Source organism: Rivularia sp. UHCC 0363 (genome assembly GCF_034931125.1).
Lineage (GTDB): Bacteria > Cyanobacteriota > Cyanobacteriia > Cyanobacteriales > Nostocaceae > Rivularia.
In genome coordinates this window covers 19070-34296 of the sequence record NZ_JAYGHM010000018.1, presented here as the reverse complement: position 1 = coordinate 34296, position 15227 = coordinate 19070, and the positions used below count along the sequence as shown (strand labels likewise).

The following is a 15227-nucleotide window of genomic DNA, read 5'->3' as shown; positions in this document are numbered from 1 at the left end:
TAGTAAAGTCGCTTTATCTGTAGAAACGTTAAATTCTTCTGTTGTATTGGGAACCGCACCTATCGGTTAACGTAAAGCACTCTTAACAAAAGCGATAGTAAGCAAACCAATTATGAGAATATAAATACAACTAACGTTGATGAATAGAGTTTATAGAATTTTAAGATTATGGAACAAGGCAAATCAACGGTTGTGATCACGGGTGCTTCCTCTGGGGTTGGCTTGTATGGTGCGAAAGCCCTTGCTAAAAAAGGATGGCACGTAGTAATGGCTTGTCGCAATTTGGAAAAAACTCAAAAAGTCGCTAACGAGGTGGGAATGTCACCCGACAGCTACACCATCATGCATCTCGATTTGGCTTCTTTGAATAGCGTGCGTCAGTTTGTTAACACTTTTCGGGAAAGCGGTAAATCCTTAGATGCTCTGGTGTGTAACGCTGCGGTGTATTTACCTTTGTTGAAGGAACCACAAAGAAGTGAAGATGGTTACGAATTAAGTGTTGCTACAAATCACCTCGGACATTTCTTGTTATGTAACTTGATGTTGGAAGATTTGCAAAAGTCATCCACCGATCAACCCAGATTAGTAATTTTAGGAACCGTAACCGCGAATCCCAAAGAATTGGGAGGAAAAATTCCTATTCCCGCACCTCCAGATTTAGGAGATTTAAAAGGATTTGCAGAAGGTTTCCAAGCACCGATCGCGATGATTAACGGTAAGAAATTTAAAGCGGGTAAAGCTTATAAAGATAGTAAACTTTGCAACGTTTTGACTATGCGGGAATTACACAGACGCTATCACAATTCGACAAAGATTGTATTTACTTCACTTTATCCCGGATGCGTTGCTGAAACAGCTTTATTCCGCAATCACTATTCCTTATTCCAGAAAATATTCCCTCTATTCCAGAAGAATATTACGGGTGGTTATGTATCAGAAGAACTGGCTGGTGAAAGAGTTGCAGCCGTAGTTGCAGAGCCAGAATATAATAAATCCGGTTCTTACTACAGTTGGGGAAATCGTCAGAAGGAAGGTAGAAAATCTTTTGTGCAGGAAGTTTCTAACGAAGCTTTGGATGATGATAAAGCCCAACGTTTGTGGGAATTAAGCGCAAAGCTGGTAGGAATTGCAGACGAGCAAGCTGTTGGTGCTGCTGCGGGTACCGTGTGAAGTTTGATGCGATCGTTCCCAGGCTTCGGCTTGGGAATGTATTTGATAAAATTATAAGATGACTTTTGCTATTAAACTCTTGATTGTGTTCCCTAGCGGATTATTGATTTAACAAACTATACATCACCAAATGATTCTGGAAGTTGCAATTTTAAACGTTAAAACACAGATGTGCGAAGAGTTTGAAGCCGCATTTAGACGCGCATCAGAAATCATCTCTTCAATACCTGGATACATATCCCACGAATTACAAAAATGTGTGGAAGTTCCAAATCGTTATATTCTGCTTGTACGTTGGGAAACTTTAGAAGCTCATACCGTCGGGTTTCGACAATCGCAAGAATATCAAGAATGGAAACAACTTTTACACCATTTTTATGACCCATTCCCTGTGGTAGAGCATTATTATTCCGTTTGATGATTTGGAATTGTTAAACAATAAAATATATTGTCCGACAACATAATTGGAAAACTTTCTGGTAGCTTAGATTTAGTAACTCGTACAAAACCATTTTTCTCATAAAATTTATGGGCTACTTTGAATTTATCAATAGTTCCCAAATAAATTTCCTTGATATTCTTCTCTTTAGCCCAATTGACCAAAGTAATCAGCAACTTTTTACCTACTCCACAACCGAGATAATTAACATTTACAAACATTTTTCTCAACGCTAAATATTTATTATCAATATCAATCGCAGCAATAGTAGCAACTACATTATCTTCATCCAAAGCTACCCAAAAGTTACCATATCACGCTTCTATATCTTTCTTGTGAAATACCCATTTTTTCATATGGCTTTAAGCCTAACTACTATCTTTTTAAATAAGATTGCTTAAAAATACTAACTGATTCTCCATATCCTGGGATGACTTTGCTGCAATCAATTTCAAAACTCGTCGCATTTGTTCGCCAATCGAATATTCCTGTAATGAGATAATAATTCCAGCGTGAGTTCGACTTTCACTGATATAAATAGTATGTAACTGGCAGAAATCACCAACATTAAATGTGTACAAAACTCGCTGTTGCTTTGTCGCAATAATCAACTGTTCTTCATCACTCAAGCTGATTGTACCAATTTCTCCAACCGTCACGATATCTACTCCTCGCGCTCTCAAAGCCTGAACGAATCGGCGATCCATTGAGTCCTCATCTATGAATAATTGAATTGGACTCATGTAAACGATCCCATTTCTTTAGCAAGTCTTTCATAATCATTTTTTTCAGAAGCAATATAAGCTTCAATCTCTTCTCTATTCGCATGATAATACGTCAGAGCCGCATAAACTTGCGCTAGCCTCACATTGCCCATGCGCTCGACAATTTCCTCTGCATTCATCCCAGTTTTGTACCAAACAGCTATACGCTGAACGGATATCCTAGTTTCAGCGATGCGCGGACGACCACCGCAAATTCCTGGCGTGCGTACAATTAGTGTGCCAATATCAGTAACAACTTGCATAGCTTATTTTTCTATTTTTGCTATTATCATAACCTGAATTAAATAATTTTATCGTTATCAAAACTGAACAATTACTTAATGTCTATCTAAACTAGAATATTTGGTTAATGCGCTTCTATATCTTTCATTAACAATCAATCTTTTTGATGATTATTTAACTAAAACTACCTATAAAATAAATATGATTATCCGTCCTATTTACTACCGAATTATTGAACGTCGCGGTTATGGTTGGGCTTTTAAGTTTTTTACTAATAATCTCTAAGCGATAAAAAATAATTACCAAAGCGTTTGACTGAGTTCTTTAAATTCAATACCTTTGGCACCACTATTTAATATTATTTGACAAAGGTCTTCTCTGACTGCAATTATATTGAAACCAACTTCAGCAACTCTAACTATTTTTTTATCTTTTATATTATCTTCTAATAGAACTAATTTATGTATCGATCTCATCGATTTTTCGCCATTATTAAGAATACTAGTTCTGTAAACTGATTTTTTCCAGTCAAAACAATCTGTTTTTTCTTTGATGTACATGATAAAAAAACTATCTTTTGTAATTTTTTTACCATGATGAAATGCTTGAATTGGAAAAAAATCTACATATTCAGGAACTTCGGCAAGCAACAAATTCTTAACTTTTTCAGAAACTACTGGTATACTATTAGCTTCAAAATAATCACCAACAAAAATATCTGCTTCTATTCTTACTGACAGTTCTTTTAACTGATGTGGCTGTGATTTATCACCCAGTATATATTGGCTCCATTCAAACCAAATTTTTTGTCTATTACCCAAGCATCAGCATAAAGTTCATCGTAAAATAAATCTTCCTTCCATATCTTAACCATGACTAATACTGCTACAAAAATTATTATTTATCGGATTGCTATACAAATTATAATCAAACATGAATAGTTTAATAACATTTACAAACATTTTTCTCAACGCTAAATATTTATTATCAATATCAATCGCAGCAATAGTAGCAACTACATTATCTTCATCCAAAGCTACCCAAAAGTTACCATTTCCCTGTTGATAAAAATCTGGAATATTTAATAAATCCGATTGGTCTTCTAAAGTTATTGAAACACCAAATTCTTGTTGCTGAATTTTTAAGATTAACTCAGCAACTTGATTTTGATATTGGGGATGATAAATAGATATTTTAATCACACTTGTGCTTTAATTGCTTTAAGTAATATTAATTATTTTGTTGAAAATAAACAAATAATACAGTTTACGCAGGTGGACAATGAGCGGTGTAGTTGCTTTTTTTAGTCGTCGTCTATCCAAGCGTATTTTTTCATAAATGCCAATTTGCCACTATAGGTTTTATTACTCTCCCCTAAATTATCAATCGTGTTGCAAACTTGGACTTTATTATAAGATAATCGTCCATCGATTAATCATAAATTAAAATGTCTCATAATTGTCTAGAAAATATTTACAATTACCTAAAAATATCCGAGAAAATTGCTACATCGGGACAACCATCTGTAGAAGAGTTTTTACATATAAAACAAGCAGGATATCAAGTTGTTGTAAACCTTGCGTTGAAGGATTCTTCTAATACTTTACGTCACGAAAAAGAGATTGTGGAAACTCAAGGGATGGAGTACGTTCATATACCCGTAATTTGGGAAAATCCTACTAAAGAAAATTTTCAAGAATTTATTCAGGTAATGAAAACAAACGCCGATCAAAAAGTCTTTGTTCATTGTGCAGCAAATAAGCGCGTATCTGCTTTTATATATCTTTACCGTCGCTATATTGAAAATCTCGATGATGAAACAGCAAAAAAGGATTTACATAAAATTTGGATTCCTAATGAAACTTGGCAACAATTTATGCAAAATGTACAAAATAAATCTCAGTAGTCAATTAGTTGAATGCTTGTGACAGATACCTTACCCGTACTAAGCAATGTCCTGAAGTGTTTCAACTTCGCAATTTTTTCTACAAACAAACTAAAAAATTAAAATTAAAAAATTAATAAAATATTAAAAATTATTTTCTTGTCACAACGTTGTGCGATTACGTGATAACGTTTATTACTCGTTGCGAATAAGGCTTTTTACTCTTTTTGCGACGGATACTTTCTACAACATGATTTCCTGTGTCGTAGTTATGTCCTAGTATTTGCACGAGTTAAAATAAATATTAACTATGTCTTCTCAATCTACAATTCAAAGTATATATACCGATGGCGCTTGCACTGGTAATCCTGGACCAGGTGGTTGGGGTGCTGTTATTTACTTCGATGATGGTTCAGTTCACGAAATCGGCGATGCATCTAGAAAAACCACAAACAATAGAATGGAAATGCAAGCCGCGATCGCAGCGTTGGAATTTCTAGAATCTTCGGGACAAAGCAAACCCATCACTCTTTACACTGACAGCGAATATCTAATTAATTGCGCTACAAAGTGGGTAAAAGGATGGAAACGTAAGGGTTGGAAAAAATCCGACGGAAAACCCGTACTCAACCAAGATTTATTAGAAATTCTTGACAATCTCAACAATCAACAGATTAAATGGCAACACGTTCGCGGTCACGCTGGTAATATAGGTAACGAACGTTGCGATACAATCGCCCGTAGTTTTGCTTCAGGGAAAGTACCATTACTAAAGCAAATGCCGGACATAAATATTAGTGATGTATATTTAAAACAAAAAGCCGAAGTTGAGGTATCATCTACATCTAACTCGCAAATCACACCCACACTAATTAACAAAAAGATACATAATAGTACTCTTGAGTCGGAAACAAACAATACGAATACTATGGAATCATCTAGCGCTTCTGCTACCTTGTCAAACGAAGAATTACCACGCGAAGCAAGAGTTTCGCAACTCCGCAGTTTAGTCGAAACTCTTCGCATTGCTGACGAAATAGCCGAAAAAGGTTACTTAATCACAAGTTCCGAACTCGCTGACTTAATGAACGTCCACGCTAGTGCTGTTACTAGCCGTGGAGACCAGTGGCGCTGGAGAAACTGGATAGTTTCACGAGTACGTCGCGAAGGTAATCAAATTCTGTGGGAACTCGAACGCGCCGATCAACTCGATGAGGAAGAAGGAGAGTAAAGAGAGGTCAAAGGTCAAAGGTTGGGAGTTAAGAGTTAGGAGTTAGGAGTTAGGAGTTAATAATTTATCCCCCCATCTCCCTATCCCCTTGTCCCCTTGTCCCCTTGTCCCCTTGTCCCCTTATCCTCCCCATCCCTCAACCATACTCCCGTCCTCGCCACTGTCGCGGGGTACGGAAGGTCGATAGGAAAATCCGTAAAACTGCTAAGGGGTCTGCTATTGGTGAAAGCCAAAATAACCAGCCCCCTTTGGCTTGCGTAAAATCATAGGAGGGTGCGATCGCAAATAGCATTAAGAAACGAATTAGTACTAAAAATAGGTTCAATGACAGGAGTATGAGAGGGGGAGAGGGGGATGGGGGAAGGGGGGAAAGAAATAAGCACAAAATTACGATTATCAAAGGTAAACCTTGTACTGATACAAGTAACCATAAATCTCCCCAAATTTGAGCGCGGGAGGATGCGTCTTTGAGGTCGAGGCTTCTTCCCCATTCTTTCCAGGTTTCGACCGCACTTTCGTACATTCGTACTTTCAGCACTTTCGCCCCGTCTAAGAAGCCGACTTTAAAGCCAGAAGCTGCAATCTGTCTTGCTAAAGTGACATCATCGCAAAATGAACCTTTGGCGCTGGTATAACCGTTTACGCTTTCTAAAACTGTACGGCGACACAGAAAACACTGTCCGTTAGCCATTACGCGCTCCGGTGCTTGCGTGTTTACACCTGCGGGATCGAATCGATACAGTAGCGTCATTAACAGCGCCGGTTGCAGTAAAGATTCGCCAGGATATTTGAGAATGAATTGGGGAGACAAGGAAATTAAATCGTAATCGAGAGCAGCAGCAGATTTAATTAAACCAGCTACCAAACCGGGATGTGGTTGAGTATCCGCATCCATTCCTAGAAACCATTCACTAGTTGGAGAAGTATGTAAAAAGCCATTGTGTAAAGCCCAGGGACGACCCACCCAGTCTGATGGTAGCGGGTCGTCAGTCATCAAGCGAAAGCGGGGGTCTTTCTCAATAGTCGATTTTACTAAGTCGCGTGTACCATCTTGGGAATTACTATCTACAATGATGATTTCCCGGACTTCATAACTTGCGCGGCTCAACCCAGCTAACAAAGGGCTAATACGTTCGACTTCGTTGAGAGTTGGAACCACTACGCTTACAGTCCCCAAAAGTTCCGGTGTCGGACTTTGAGGTTGAATTGGAGCTTGACGAAAAGGTCCTTTGAGTAGACGTGAGAGCAGAATAAAAACTGCTGGAACCTGAATCAGTAAAATTAAAAGCGAGATGCCGCTTAAAAGCTGCTGCATTATTGATCGATGTATTTTATCGTTACTTTACAGCAACTTTGAGCGAAGCTACTGCAACTTCGGAAGCCGCAGTTTCTACTCCATCAACATAAGACGTTGGTGCAGTCGAACTTCTTAACCATAAAGTTACAGCCGGAACAACACCCAAAATTAAACCTAAAGAAACTGGGACAATAAAACCATCTCCTAAACTCAATCCCGCAGCGAAAGTAAAGTTACTTAAATAAACAATTAGAGGTAAAACTAATTGCGATCGCCATAATTTAATTGGGGTATTTCCCCAGATCAAAGCTGCGACACTCATAAATAATGCGCTGGTACCGAACCAACCAACATAATTTTGATAAGGTGTTCCGAAGAAAGCTCCCGGAGTTTCCCAATACCAAAAAGGAAAAGCAGTTTGACTCATCGCTGGTTCAAGAGCGAAATCCCAACTCGTGAAGAGTAAAGCACCAATAGCGATCGCCGCAATATGACGAACCAAACTTGGTTTTTCCGCGACTTTTAAACCGCTCCGAGCAATTAAGTAAGCTGACAAACCTACATAAAACCAGGATAAAGGAATCGTAAACGGGACTAGCCCCCCAATCTTATAACCCAAACCGCTCAAATAACTGTAATCTCCGAAAGGGAATCCAGTACTAGTTCCTAGTAATTCGCTACCTACCGATATCAAAACAGAAGGCACTAGGAAACCCAGCCAATTGCGCCATCCTAATACCCTACAAGCATAAATAGATACAGCTATTATTCCAAAAATAATATCTACTACACCACCATTAGCCATACTCAACTGCATGGCTGTTTCTCCAACGTTTCCAAAATTCAAAATCATTTTGGCGTTAGGTATGACCAACATAATACCTATAAGTCCAAAAACTTTCGCCGAGACGTGACCTATAAGGCACACGCGCTCCGCAATCACAGATTCTCTCATGATAATCCCTTAACAATATACGATCGACCGCAACTTAGCTGATATCAGTTTACAAATGTTTAAGAACATATTTATCAATTTGTCATAAAATCTTGCTCTATCCATCAATTCAATCGCATCGGGTTCCCGTTCTGGTTTAAATATCGAAGATAGAGTTATAGTTTACGGCATCACAGCCAAAATCTGAAGTAGAATAAATTGTCCTACACTGGTTGATAAGTATTATTGATTACTATCTTGGAGTAAGTGTAATTGCTAACTGATATTGCAGTATCTCAGATATAAATTTAAGATTGTCTTCATGCCCGGATCTATACATATTTTGATATTTAATCGGTAATTAACCGGACATAATTATGATGTCTATTATTAAAAGACTTCCCTGGCTTTCTCTTACACTTGTACTGCTTACCTACAGTGTATTTGGGTGGATATTGTCTCAAGAAAAGCTACCAATATTTGTATGGGGACTAATTATAGTTAGCATTTTCGTTTTAGTTGCAGGTTTAACTACCCCTTGGTCACAAACTATTAAATATATTAAAGTTTTATTTGATACAAAATTTAAATCTTTTATGTTAGCGATCGTCGGGGCTTTCTTGTTTTTTCTTGTTCTTGCCCGCTTCCGAATCTTTCTTGATATCATACTAATTATTAGTGCAACTATTTTAGTAAGATTAGATTTTCAAATAGCTGGACTTAGACAAATACAAAGCTTTTGGCTTACTTCCGCTTTTTCAATAACAGGTTTGATCTTAGGGCTTCTATTGCATCAATTTAATCTGTAAAATAGGCATGGGGCATTGGGAATAGAGCATTAGGATAGTTAGATCTGAATACGATTAAATACAAAAAATTAGACGGGCAAAACACCCGTCCTACATCAGAATATAGTTAAAGCCAAATTGCGTTTAAGAAGCAGCTACTGTCTCAGGCTGAGGAGCATTTGCATAAACGCTGACTTTCTTACGGCTTTTACCTTTTCTTTCAAAAGCTACAACACCATCAATCAAAGCAAATAAAGTATCATCTTTACCGATACCGACGTTGTTTCCGGGATGGTACTTAGTACCGCGTTGACGGACCAAAATATTGCCAGCGCGAACGCTTTCACTACCGAAGCGTTTTACACCAAGACGCTGAGCATTAGAGTCGCGTCCGTTACGAGTACTACCTGTTCCCTTCTTATGAGCCATAATTTTTTCCTGTGATATCTAGTATTAATTAAAGTTGAGAGTTAGAAGTTGTGGGATTTTAGATTTTAGATTTTGGATTTTGGATTAAAAGAGATAGGAGTTAAGAGTCCTTTGACCTTTAACCTTTAACCTATTCCCTATTCGGCAGTTACAGCTTCATCAGTTACAACTTCAGCAGTTACAGCTTCATCAGTTTCAACTTTAACGGGTAGTTCTTCAGCAATAGTTTCAGCTTCTGCGATCGCCGTACCATTCATATTAATGGAATTAATCATCAAACGAGTGATTTCTTGGCGATGTCCCCGTTTTTTACGGGTTTTCTTTTTCGGCTTCATCTTGTATACCAAGACTTTGCGACCTCTAAAGTGACGCATCACCGTTCCTTCTACTGTTGCTCCCGACACGAGAGGCTGTCCTACAGTAGTTTCACCGTCGTGCTGCACGAATAAAACTGCATCTATAGTAACTTTATCGTCCGGTTCAACGTGCAGTAATTCTATATCGTAAAAACGACCTGGCTCAACTTTTAGCTGTTTTCCGCCAGTTTCAATAATTGCGTAACTCATTTATTTATCCTTAAGGTTGCCGTACAGGTAGCTGGAACAAAACTTTTCAAGACACGACACGAGCGCGACTCAAATAAATCCTTATTACCAGCTTTTACAATGTGCCTACCTGATCCGAGCAGGAATTAGATAGCCGACAGACAATAATACTATTATGAAGGGGCTTTTTGCAAGTTTCAGCTTGCCAGTTCTGAAGAGAAGCTGAATTAACAAGATTAATGGGATGAATTATTTTTTGTTAAAACGAATTTGAAAGTAGATCAGCTGATTTACAGGTAAATTATATAACTAATGCGAATACGTGAAAATACTGTAGTTACCGAACTCGCCAGGATTATACAAATTAAATGCGTAACAACTTGGCACCAAATTTTACTTTAGCTGTTTGATAAAGCGTATTTAGGGCTATTTACTCTTTCGGAAGGTTTAAATACCGGCTTAGAAAAAGAACAAGCTTTCCAATGGCTTTTGACTAAAGCATTATTCAATAAACCGCAAGCCCCTCCACGCTGTCCTACAGGTGTGTAGTGTTCGCAGCATTTACAACTTGAAACGGGACTTTTTAAGGTATTCATAACTATGTATAGGCAATAAAGAATACATCATACTCTGTACTTTCTAGCAAATAACTAGGCGATCGCCAAGCCTTTGAGGAAGTGGAGATGATGCTATCAATGATTGCGAAAAAGAATAAGACATTCCACTATCGTTAGATTGAGATTAATTTGTATTTCTCAAGGATGAGAACTATTGAAAATCTATATATATGGGAATAAAAATTGTCTAAATAACCTAACCGTGTCGAATTTAGTAAATTAATATTAGCTCCGGGTCTCAAGTTGATTCCACACTTTCAGCCCTCAAAATAGTTTTACCCATAGCTGTCTCAATTCGATCAAGTAATGCTTCTTGACGTAAATTGAAGAAAGCTTGAAAGTTATCCGAACGTAAATTATCTGGATTTATCGCGTGCGATTGCAAGATATCATCCATCCGTTGCTCTGAAATATTCGCCTTTTCCTGAAGCTTGGATAAGTAAGTACTAGGTGCTTTGGAGCCAATAATTTTGTTTGTTCTAGATGATAAAGGTGCTTTGTTAATAACACTGTCAAAAAGTCTGGCTTCAATTCCATTCTTTTCGCACCATTTTCGCGGAAAGATATGATGGATATCAATCGCATCCCCAAAATTCATTAAAGTATCGATTTCATAACCCGTGAGAAAATCGCATCCTTTATCTCGTAGCAGTAAAGCGGATAAACCTTTGTAAGCGGCACTTCTGCGAGTTTTAAGTCCCAGTAGACGATTGGGTGAAAAATTGGCATCTGTGATTGTATCGGGTTCGGAATCATCATCAGCTTGAATCCACTGCAACACCTGCGGTAAATCTTTAGCCATTCGACTTTCAATTGCACCACTGTAAATTTCGCCAAAAACCCCGCACCAGTACCAGCGCACTAATTTCGCCAGAACTGGATCGGTATCTTCCTCTAAAACCGCGAAAATAGCCGCTAAAACGGTAAGTTGAGGCTGGTAAGGTAAATCGATTGCAGTAAATATCTTTTGCGTATGCAGTAATTTTGCAGCCTTTTTAAATCCTTCTGTAACTTTATCTGCCCAGTCTTTATATTCAGTAAGCGTTAGTTTTAATATATCTTTACGAGTACAGCTAATTGATGGGCGATCGCGTGTAACAAGTAAAGTAACGGCTTGTAAAAAATCGGTGCTGGCAATACCTGATAATACTGGTAATTGCTGCAATTGGTTTTTGCGGGTTTCCCAATCTTCTCGTAATTGGAATTTATCTACAGCAAAGGTAGCGGTAAGTAGTTCAAATACCGTAAGGGATACACCACCCGTATTAACTTTCTCAAAAACCTGACAAACAGCTTCTCTAGGAGTTTCTTGACGCAGTGATATTATTGGTACATGATATTGTTCAAACGGCTTGATTACTTCTTGATTGAATTGATTAAAAAGCTTAATCTTTTCTCTGTCATAATCCCAAAATTCGTTGTAATTACACATCCAGTCAGAACAGTTAAAAATTTGTGCAACTGGAAATAAACCGTTTTGATATTCTTTCTCTACTGTTGAATAATCTGCTAAAACCTCTTTGCCAAAACTATGAATAATTTTATTTTCTGGTAAGCTAATGACTGCTGACTCTCGGTCAAAACTCGGATTTAATGCTTTTTCTATATCAATATAGTACCAGCGTTTAATTTCTTTACCTCGTGCATCTTTAGTTTTTGCTGGCTGATTTAAAAGTAATGATTGAAAAAGAGAAGTAATACGTTGCTGTCCATCTAAAATAAGTCGTTCTGGTTTAATAGAATCTTTTAACGTCACACCTTCAATTAAACGCTCCTGAAAGCGAACGTTATCATTCCCAGTTTGCAGCATCATGACTACACCAACCGGATATGAAAGCGAAATACTAGCTAAAATACTGCATATTTGCTCGTCACTCCAAACCCAAGCACGTTGGAAATCAGGTAGCTGAGTTTTACCTTTTTTAACAGTCTGCAATAAATCTTGTAATGATTCTGTGGTATGGTCAAAGTTTTTAACTGGCATATTTCGGTATCCTTTGATATTAGTAGTATGCAAATAAAAGCAGTTACAATTAAAGGATTCCCAATTTTCGCTTCATTCTAACGTTAAGCTACTAATAATATTGATATCTTGGTGTTTTACAGAATAAACCGTGAATTATCCCTAGCACTTTCAGCAATTTCAGATATATAACTGAAAAATAATTATTAATTAAATATATTCGTAATTAAATATGAAAAGAATCGAAGTAGAAGCGAGAACAATATTTGTCGGATTAGCGGGGAGTCACGGTTACGGATTAAACCGTCCTGATTCCGATTACGATTGGAGGGGTGTATTTATTGCCCCCAAAAATTATTATCTTGGATTTGATAAGGGTATCGAGCAAAAAGATAACGGTTGGAATGAGCCAGGAATGCATTCTTTTTTAGATAACAGCGAAGATACTGTTATTTATGAATTAAGAAAAGTTATTCAGTTATTAGCAGGAGCAAATCCCAATGTTTTAGAATTATTGTGGCTGAGTGAATATCCTGTTTTAACACCAGTTGGACAGCATTTAATTAATCATCGAAAATTATTTTTGAGTAAAAAAGTTAAACATACTTATTCTGGTTATGCTTTTGCTCAAATCAAAAAAATAGAAACCCACCGTAAATGGTTATTAAATCCTCCGCAATCGAAGCCATTACCATCAGATTTTGACATAGAAAACGAAACACCCCTTATAAAAGAAGAATTAAACGCTTTTCTAGAATATCTCTATCTTTTAATTAGAGGTAAGATTGAATTTTTAGAAGAATCAGAACAGCTTTATAAATTATTGACAGCGGATATCGACTTTAAAGGGATGTTAAAACAATATCCGTTACCAGATGAGATTTTGGAAAAAACACAGCAATTTACTAACAGCCGTAAAGATTTTATTCGATTGCTGCAAAGAAGTCAAAAATATCATAATGCATTGAGAGAATGGCAAGCTTATCAATCGTGGCAAAAAAATCGCAATCCTCAAAGAGCAGAAACAGAAAAAGCTTCCGGTTACGACTTAAAACACGGGATGCACTGCGTTAGATTATTGCGTAGTGGTTTAGAAATATTGCGTACTCAAGAATTAATTGTAGATAGAAGGAAAGTCGGTGATGCAGCAGATCTCAAAGCAATTCTTAACGGCGAATATTCCTACGAACAATTAATGAAAATGGCAGAAGATTTAGTAGCCGAAATGGAAACAGTTTATCAAGAGTCAGCTTTACCCAACAAACCAGATTTAGAACAGATTAACGATTTATGTATTGAATTAGTAGAAATGCAAGGATTCTAATTAAATCTTAAATAATGAATATATCAAATAAAAATAAGTTTCTCGCATTAGAAATTCAAATTTACTTTTGAAGCTGCGGTAGCGAGTAGTTGGTGTAGCGGCAGCATATGCATCTATTCCTAAATCTTGTGCCATTAATACAGCCCGTTTAAGGTGTAAAGGGTCGCTAACAATTAAAAACTTACCTTTACTTAATCGATTTTCAATCGCAACTTTTCGCGCATTGAGCAAATTTTGTCTCGTAGTTTTAGATTCAGTTTCAACAAAAATATCTGTTTCTTTTACTCCCTTTTTCACAGCATAACGTTTACCAATAATAGCTTCAGCCGGTTCATTACTTTCACCAACACCACCTGTAAAAATAATATTGCGGATATCACCATTTTGATAAAGATTAACTGCATGATTAATTCGTTCTCGAAAAACAGGAGATGGTTCGTTACCCCAAACAGCGGCTCCTAAAACAATTGCAGTATCAGCTTTAGGATTATTAGTTTCATTAGCGTAAACATAAATACTAAAGGCTGTAGAGATAATACTTATAAATAAGGCAGATACTACAGCAATCAAAATTAAATTAAGCCATTGTTTTTTAAGTCTTTGATTCATTAATTTCCGTATACTCGCAAAAAATATTAAGTCCGATTTTTAAAATATAAAGAACAATCACAGTCGCGATCGCAGGGTCAATTGGTAATCCAGATATTCCCACCAAATAAACAATTAATCCCGTAAGTAAAGGCGTACTAGCTGGATTTCTACTGTATTCTTTAACTTGAGCGCGGAAACCATCATCACCGCAAAGTTCGTTCCGCAAAACTTTCAAACTAGTTTGCCATAAAGATTTTTTCTCTGGTAAAGTTACTGCTCCGTTTCTTTCTACCCATAAATCTTCAAAAGCTGTCGAGATATTTCCCTTGTGTCTTTCTAATTCATCTAATGCGTGTACTCCCGGTGGAAAATCATGCAATACCCCCCGCATAGTATGAATTTCATTAACTGCTAATTGTGCATTCATCACCCACCTCAATTATTCTTTACAAATATCAAAATAATTTTATGTCGGTAGATTTTGATTTTCTGTCAACTATGAGTAAATAAGGTTAAAGGTTATTCTCCCCATCTCCTTATCCTCTTATCTTCCAGATTCATGTACATTAAACTCATAACAGCTTTACAACTACATTATTCAAAATGCAAATTACTCAATGTTTGCACGTAGCGATTCTCGTTACAGACCTAAACCGCGCCGAACAATTTTATGGAGAAGTACTAAAATTATCTAAAAGTGTAGAGCGGTCGCGAAATTTCCCAGGTAGTTGGTATCAAGTCGGTGAATATCAATTACACCTGATAGTTGCATCTTCACTTCCCAACCATCCTCAAAACGAAAAATGGGGACGCAACCCCCATATTGCTTTTTCAGTTTCCGACTTAGATGCCGCTAAAGAGCGGTTATTAAATTATAACTGTCCGATTCAACCAAGTGCTTCCGGTCGTCGAGCTTTATTCACCCAAGATCCAGATGGGAATATTATCGAATTGAGTGAGCAGTAGTAAAGAGAGGGGGAGAGGGGGAGATGGGGAGATGGGGAGAT

Annotated in this window: 19 protein-coding genes and 1 pseudogene; 7 read left to right on the top strand and 13 right to left on the bottom strand. The window is 37.2% G+C overall.

Features of this window, described 5'->3' with window-relative positions; genetic code table 11:
• The first annotated feature begins 168 nt into the window (after positions 1-168).
• Together VB797_RS12425 and VB797_RS12420 are read left to right on the top strand one after the other, a co-directional pair.
• A complete protein-coding gene (locus tag VB797_RS12425) occupies positions 169-1170 on the top strand; it encodes a protochlorophyllide reductase (protein WP_323237997.1) in 1002 nt (333 codons plus the stop codon).
• Between the two features lie 130 nt (positions 1171-1300).
• A complete protein-coding gene (locus tag VB797_RS12420) occupies positions 1301-1588 on the top strand; it encodes an antibiotic biosynthesis monooxygenase (protein WP_323237996.1) in 288 nt (95 codons plus the stop codon).
• On the opposite strand, the pseudogene VB797_RS12415 reads toward VB797_RS12420, so the two are convergent.
• From VB797_RS12415 to VB797_RS12395, 5 genes and pseudogenes are all read right to left on the bottom strand, one after another.
• Positions 1576-1908: pseudogene (locus tag VB797_RS12415) on the bottom strand (GNAT family N-acetyltransferase); the annotation flags it as partial. The gene VB797_RS12420 and the pseudogene VB797_RS12415 sit on opposite strands and share 13 nt — an antisense overlap.
• Positions 1909-1992: 84 nt before the next feature.
• Entirely contained in the window at positions 1993-2352 is a 360-nt protein-coding gene (locus VB797_RS12410; protein WP_323237995.1) for a DUF5615 family PIN-like protein, read from the bottom strand.
• Positions 2349-2636 carry a DUF433 domain-containing protein gene (locus VB797_RS12405; protein WP_323237994.1) on the bottom strand — a complete coding sequence of 96 codons (288 nt, stop codon included), beginning with the start codon at positions 2634-2636 and terminating at the stop codon, positions 2349-2351. The genes VB797_RS12410 and VB797_RS12405 overlap by 4 nt, the downstream gene beginning before the upstream one ends.
• 279 nt (positions 2637-2915) lie before the next feature.
• The gene (locus VB797_RS12400; protein ID WP_323237993.1) at positions 2916-3437 is read right to left on the bottom strand and encodes an Imm43 family immunity protein; all 522 of its coding nucleotides are present in this window, start codon (positions 3435-3437) and stop codon (positions 2916-2918) included.
• Positions 3438-3482: 45 nt separating this feature from the next.
• Complete coding sequence (locus VB797_RS12395; protein ID WP_323237992.1) at positions 3483-3818, bottom strand: hypothetical protein; 336 nt, start codon at positions 3816-3818, stop codon at positions 3483-3485.
• 245 nt (positions 3819-4063) lie between these two features.
• Here VB797_RS12395 and VB797_RS12390 point away from each other — a divergent pair, with 245 nt between their 5' ends.
• On the top strand, positions 4064-4522 hold the full coding sequence (locus VB797_RS12390; RefSeq protein ID WP_323237991.1) for a protein tyrosine phosphatase family protein: 459 nt from the start codon (positions 4064-4066) through the stop codon (positions 4520-4522).
• Positions 4523-4811: 289 nt separating this feature from the next.
• Complete coding sequence (gene rnhA, locus VB797_RS12385) at positions 4812-5732, top strand: ribonuclease HI (protein WP_323237990.1); 921 nt, start codon at positions 4812-4814, stop codon at positions 5730-5732.
• A 136-nt stretch (positions 5733-5868) separates the two neighbouring features.
• On the opposite strand, the gene cruG is transcribed toward rnhA, so the two are convergent.
• Positions 5869-7047, bottom strand: a complete 1179-nt coding sequence (gene cruG, locus VB797_RS12380) for a 2'-O-glycosyltransferase CruG (RefSeq protein ID WP_323237989.1) — start codon at positions 7045-7047, stop codon at positions 5869-5871.
• A gap of 22 nt (positions 7048-7069) precedes the next feature.
• Complete coding sequence (cruF, locus tag VB797_RS12375; protein ID WP_323237988.1) at positions 7070-7984, bottom strand: gamma-carotene 1'-hydroxylase CruF; 915 nt, start codon at positions 7982-7984, stop codon at positions 7070-7072.
• A 356-nt stretch (positions 7985-8340) separates the two neighbouring features.
• Between cruF and VB797_RS12370 the strand changes: the two genes are divergently transcribed.
• Positions 8341-8772 (top strand): hypothetical protein, encoded by a 432-nt coding sequence (locus tag VB797_RS12370; protein WP_323237987.1) that lies wholly within the window; start codon positions 8341-8343, stop codon positions 8770-8772.
• A gap of 123 nt (positions 8773-8895) precedes the next feature.
• Here the strand turns inward: VB797_RS12370 and rpmA are convergent, their stop codons facing one another.
• From rpmA to VB797_RS12350, 4 genes are all read right to left on the bottom strand, one after another.
• Positions 8896-9180 (bottom strand): 50S ribosomal protein L27, encoded by a 285-nt coding sequence (gene rpmA, locus VB797_RS12365; protein ID WP_323237986.1) that lies wholly within the window; start codon positions 9178-9180, stop codon positions 8896-8898.
• 137 nt (positions 9181-9317) lie between these two features.
• A complete protein-coding gene (rplU, locus tag VB797_RS12360) occupies positions 9318-9746 on the bottom strand; it encodes a 50S ribosomal protein L21 (protein WP_323237985.1) in 429 nt (142 codons plus the stop codon).
• A 377-nt stretch (positions 9747-10123) separates the two neighbouring features.
• Complete coding sequence (locus VB797_RS12355; RefSeq protein ID WP_323237984.1) at positions 10124-10321, bottom strand: hypothetical protein; 198 nt, start codon at positions 10319-10321, stop codon at positions 10124-10126.
• A gap of 259 nt (positions 10322-10580) precedes the next feature.
• The gene (locus VB797_RS12350; RefSeq protein WP_323237983.1) at positions 10581-12326 is read right to left on the bottom strand and encodes a GmrSD restriction endonuclease domain-containing protein; all 1746 of its coding nucleotides are present in this window, start codon (positions 12324-12326) and stop codon (positions 10581-10583) included.
• 211 nt (positions 12327-12537) lie between these two features.
• On the opposite strand from VB797_RS12350, the gene VB797_RS12345 reads away from it, so the two are divergent.
• On the top strand, positions 12538-13629 hold the full coding sequence (locus VB797_RS12345) for a DNA polymerase beta superfamily protein (protein WP_323237982.1): 1092 nt from the start codon (positions 12538-12540) through the stop codon (positions 13627-13629).
• Here VB797_RS12345 and VB797_RS12340 read toward each other — a convergent pair whose 3' ends face one another.
• Together VB797_RS12340 and VB797_RS12335 are read right to left on the bottom strand one after the other, a co-directional pair.
• On the bottom strand, positions 13630-14238 hold the full coding sequence (locus VB797_RS12340; protein ID WP_323237981.1) for a YdcF family protein: 609 nt from the start codon (positions 14236-14238) through the stop codon (positions 13630-13632).
• On the bottom strand, positions 14222-14647 hold the full coding sequence (locus VB797_RS12335; RefSeq protein ID WP_323237980.1) for a hypothetical protein: 426 nt from the start codon (positions 14645-14647) through the stop codon (positions 14222-14224). Before VB797_RS12335 ends, VB797_RS12340 begins: the two co-directional genes overlap by 17 nt.
• Positions 14648-14823: 176 nt before the next feature.
• Between VB797_RS12335 and VB797_RS12330 the strand changes: the two genes are divergently transcribed.
• Positions 14824-15186 carry a VOC family protein gene (locus tag VB797_RS12330; protein WP_323237979.1) on the top strand — a complete coding sequence of 121 codons (363 nt, stop codon included), beginning with the start codon at positions 14824-14826 and terminating at the stop codon, positions 15184-15186.
• The last annotated feature ends 41 nt before the right edge of the window (positions 15187-15227 follow it).

Bases quoted from the DNA above. Each gene is read 5' to 3' on its own strand.
- cruG (WP_323237989.1), bottom strand. From the start codon at position 7,047: ATGCAGCAGCTTTTAAGCGGCATCTCGCTTTTAATTTTACTGATTCAG.
- rplU (WP_323237985.1), bottom strand. From the start codon at position 9,746: ATGAGTTACGCAATTATTGAAACTGGCGGAAAACAGCTAAAAGTTGAG.
- VB797_RS12370 (WP_323237987.1), top strand. From the start codon at position 8,341: ATGATGTCTATTATTAAAAGACTTCCCTGGCTTTCTCTTACACTTGTA.
- VB797_RS12425 (WP_323237997.1), top strand. From the start codon at position 169: ATGGAACAAGGCAAATCAACGGTTGTGATCACGGGTGCTTCCTCTGGG.
- VB797_RS12345 (WP_323237982.1), top strand. From the start codon at position 12,538: ATGAAAAGAATCGAAGTAGAAGCGAGAACAATATTTGTCGGATTAGCG.
- VB797_RS12340 (WP_323237981.1), bottom strand. From the start codon at position 14,238: ATGAATCAAAGACTTAAAAAACAATGGCTTAATTTAATTTTGATTGCT.
- VB797_RS12335 (WP_323237980.1), bottom strand. From the start codon at position 14,647: ATGAATGCACAATTAGCAGTTAATGAAATTCATACTATGCGGGGGGTA.
- VB797_RS12355 (WP_323237984.1), bottom strand. From the start codon at position 10,321: ATGAATACCTTAAAAAGTCCCGTTTCAAGTTGTAAATGCTGCGAACAC.
- VB797_RS12420 (WP_323237996.1), top strand. From the start codon at position 1,301: ATGATTCTGGAAGTTGCAATTTTAAACGTTAAAACACAGATGTGCGAA.
- rnhA (WP_323237990.1), top strand. From the start codon at position 4,812: ATGTCTTCTCAATCTACAATTCAAAGTATATATACCGATGGCGCTTGC.
- cruF (WP_323237988.1), bottom strand. From the start codon at position 7,984: ATGAGAGAATCTGTGATTGCGGAGCGCGTGTGCCTTATAGGTCACGTC.
- VB797_RS12405 (WP_323237994.1), bottom strand. From the start codon at position 2,636: ATGCAAGTTGTTACTGATATTGGCACACTAATTGTACGCACGCCAGGA.
- VB797_RS12330 (WP_323237979.1), top strand. From the start codon at position 14,824: ATGCAAATTACTCAATGTTTGCACGTAGCGATTCTCGTTACAGACCTA.
- VB797_RS12350 (WP_323237983.1), bottom strand. From the start codon at position 12,326: ATGCCAGTTAAAAACTTTGACCATACCACAGAATCATTACAAGATTTA.
- rpmA (WP_323237986.1), bottom strand. From the start codon at position 9,180: ATGGCTCATAAGAAGGGAACAGGTAGTACTCGTAACGGACGCGACTCT.
- VB797_RS12390 (WP_323237991.1), top strand. From the start codon at position 4,064: ATGTCTCATAATTGTCTAGAAAATATTTACAATTACCTAAAAATATCC.
- VB797_RS12410 (WP_323237995.1), bottom strand. From the start codon at position 2,352: ATGAGTCCAATTCAATTATTCATAGATGAGGACTCAATGGATCGCCGA.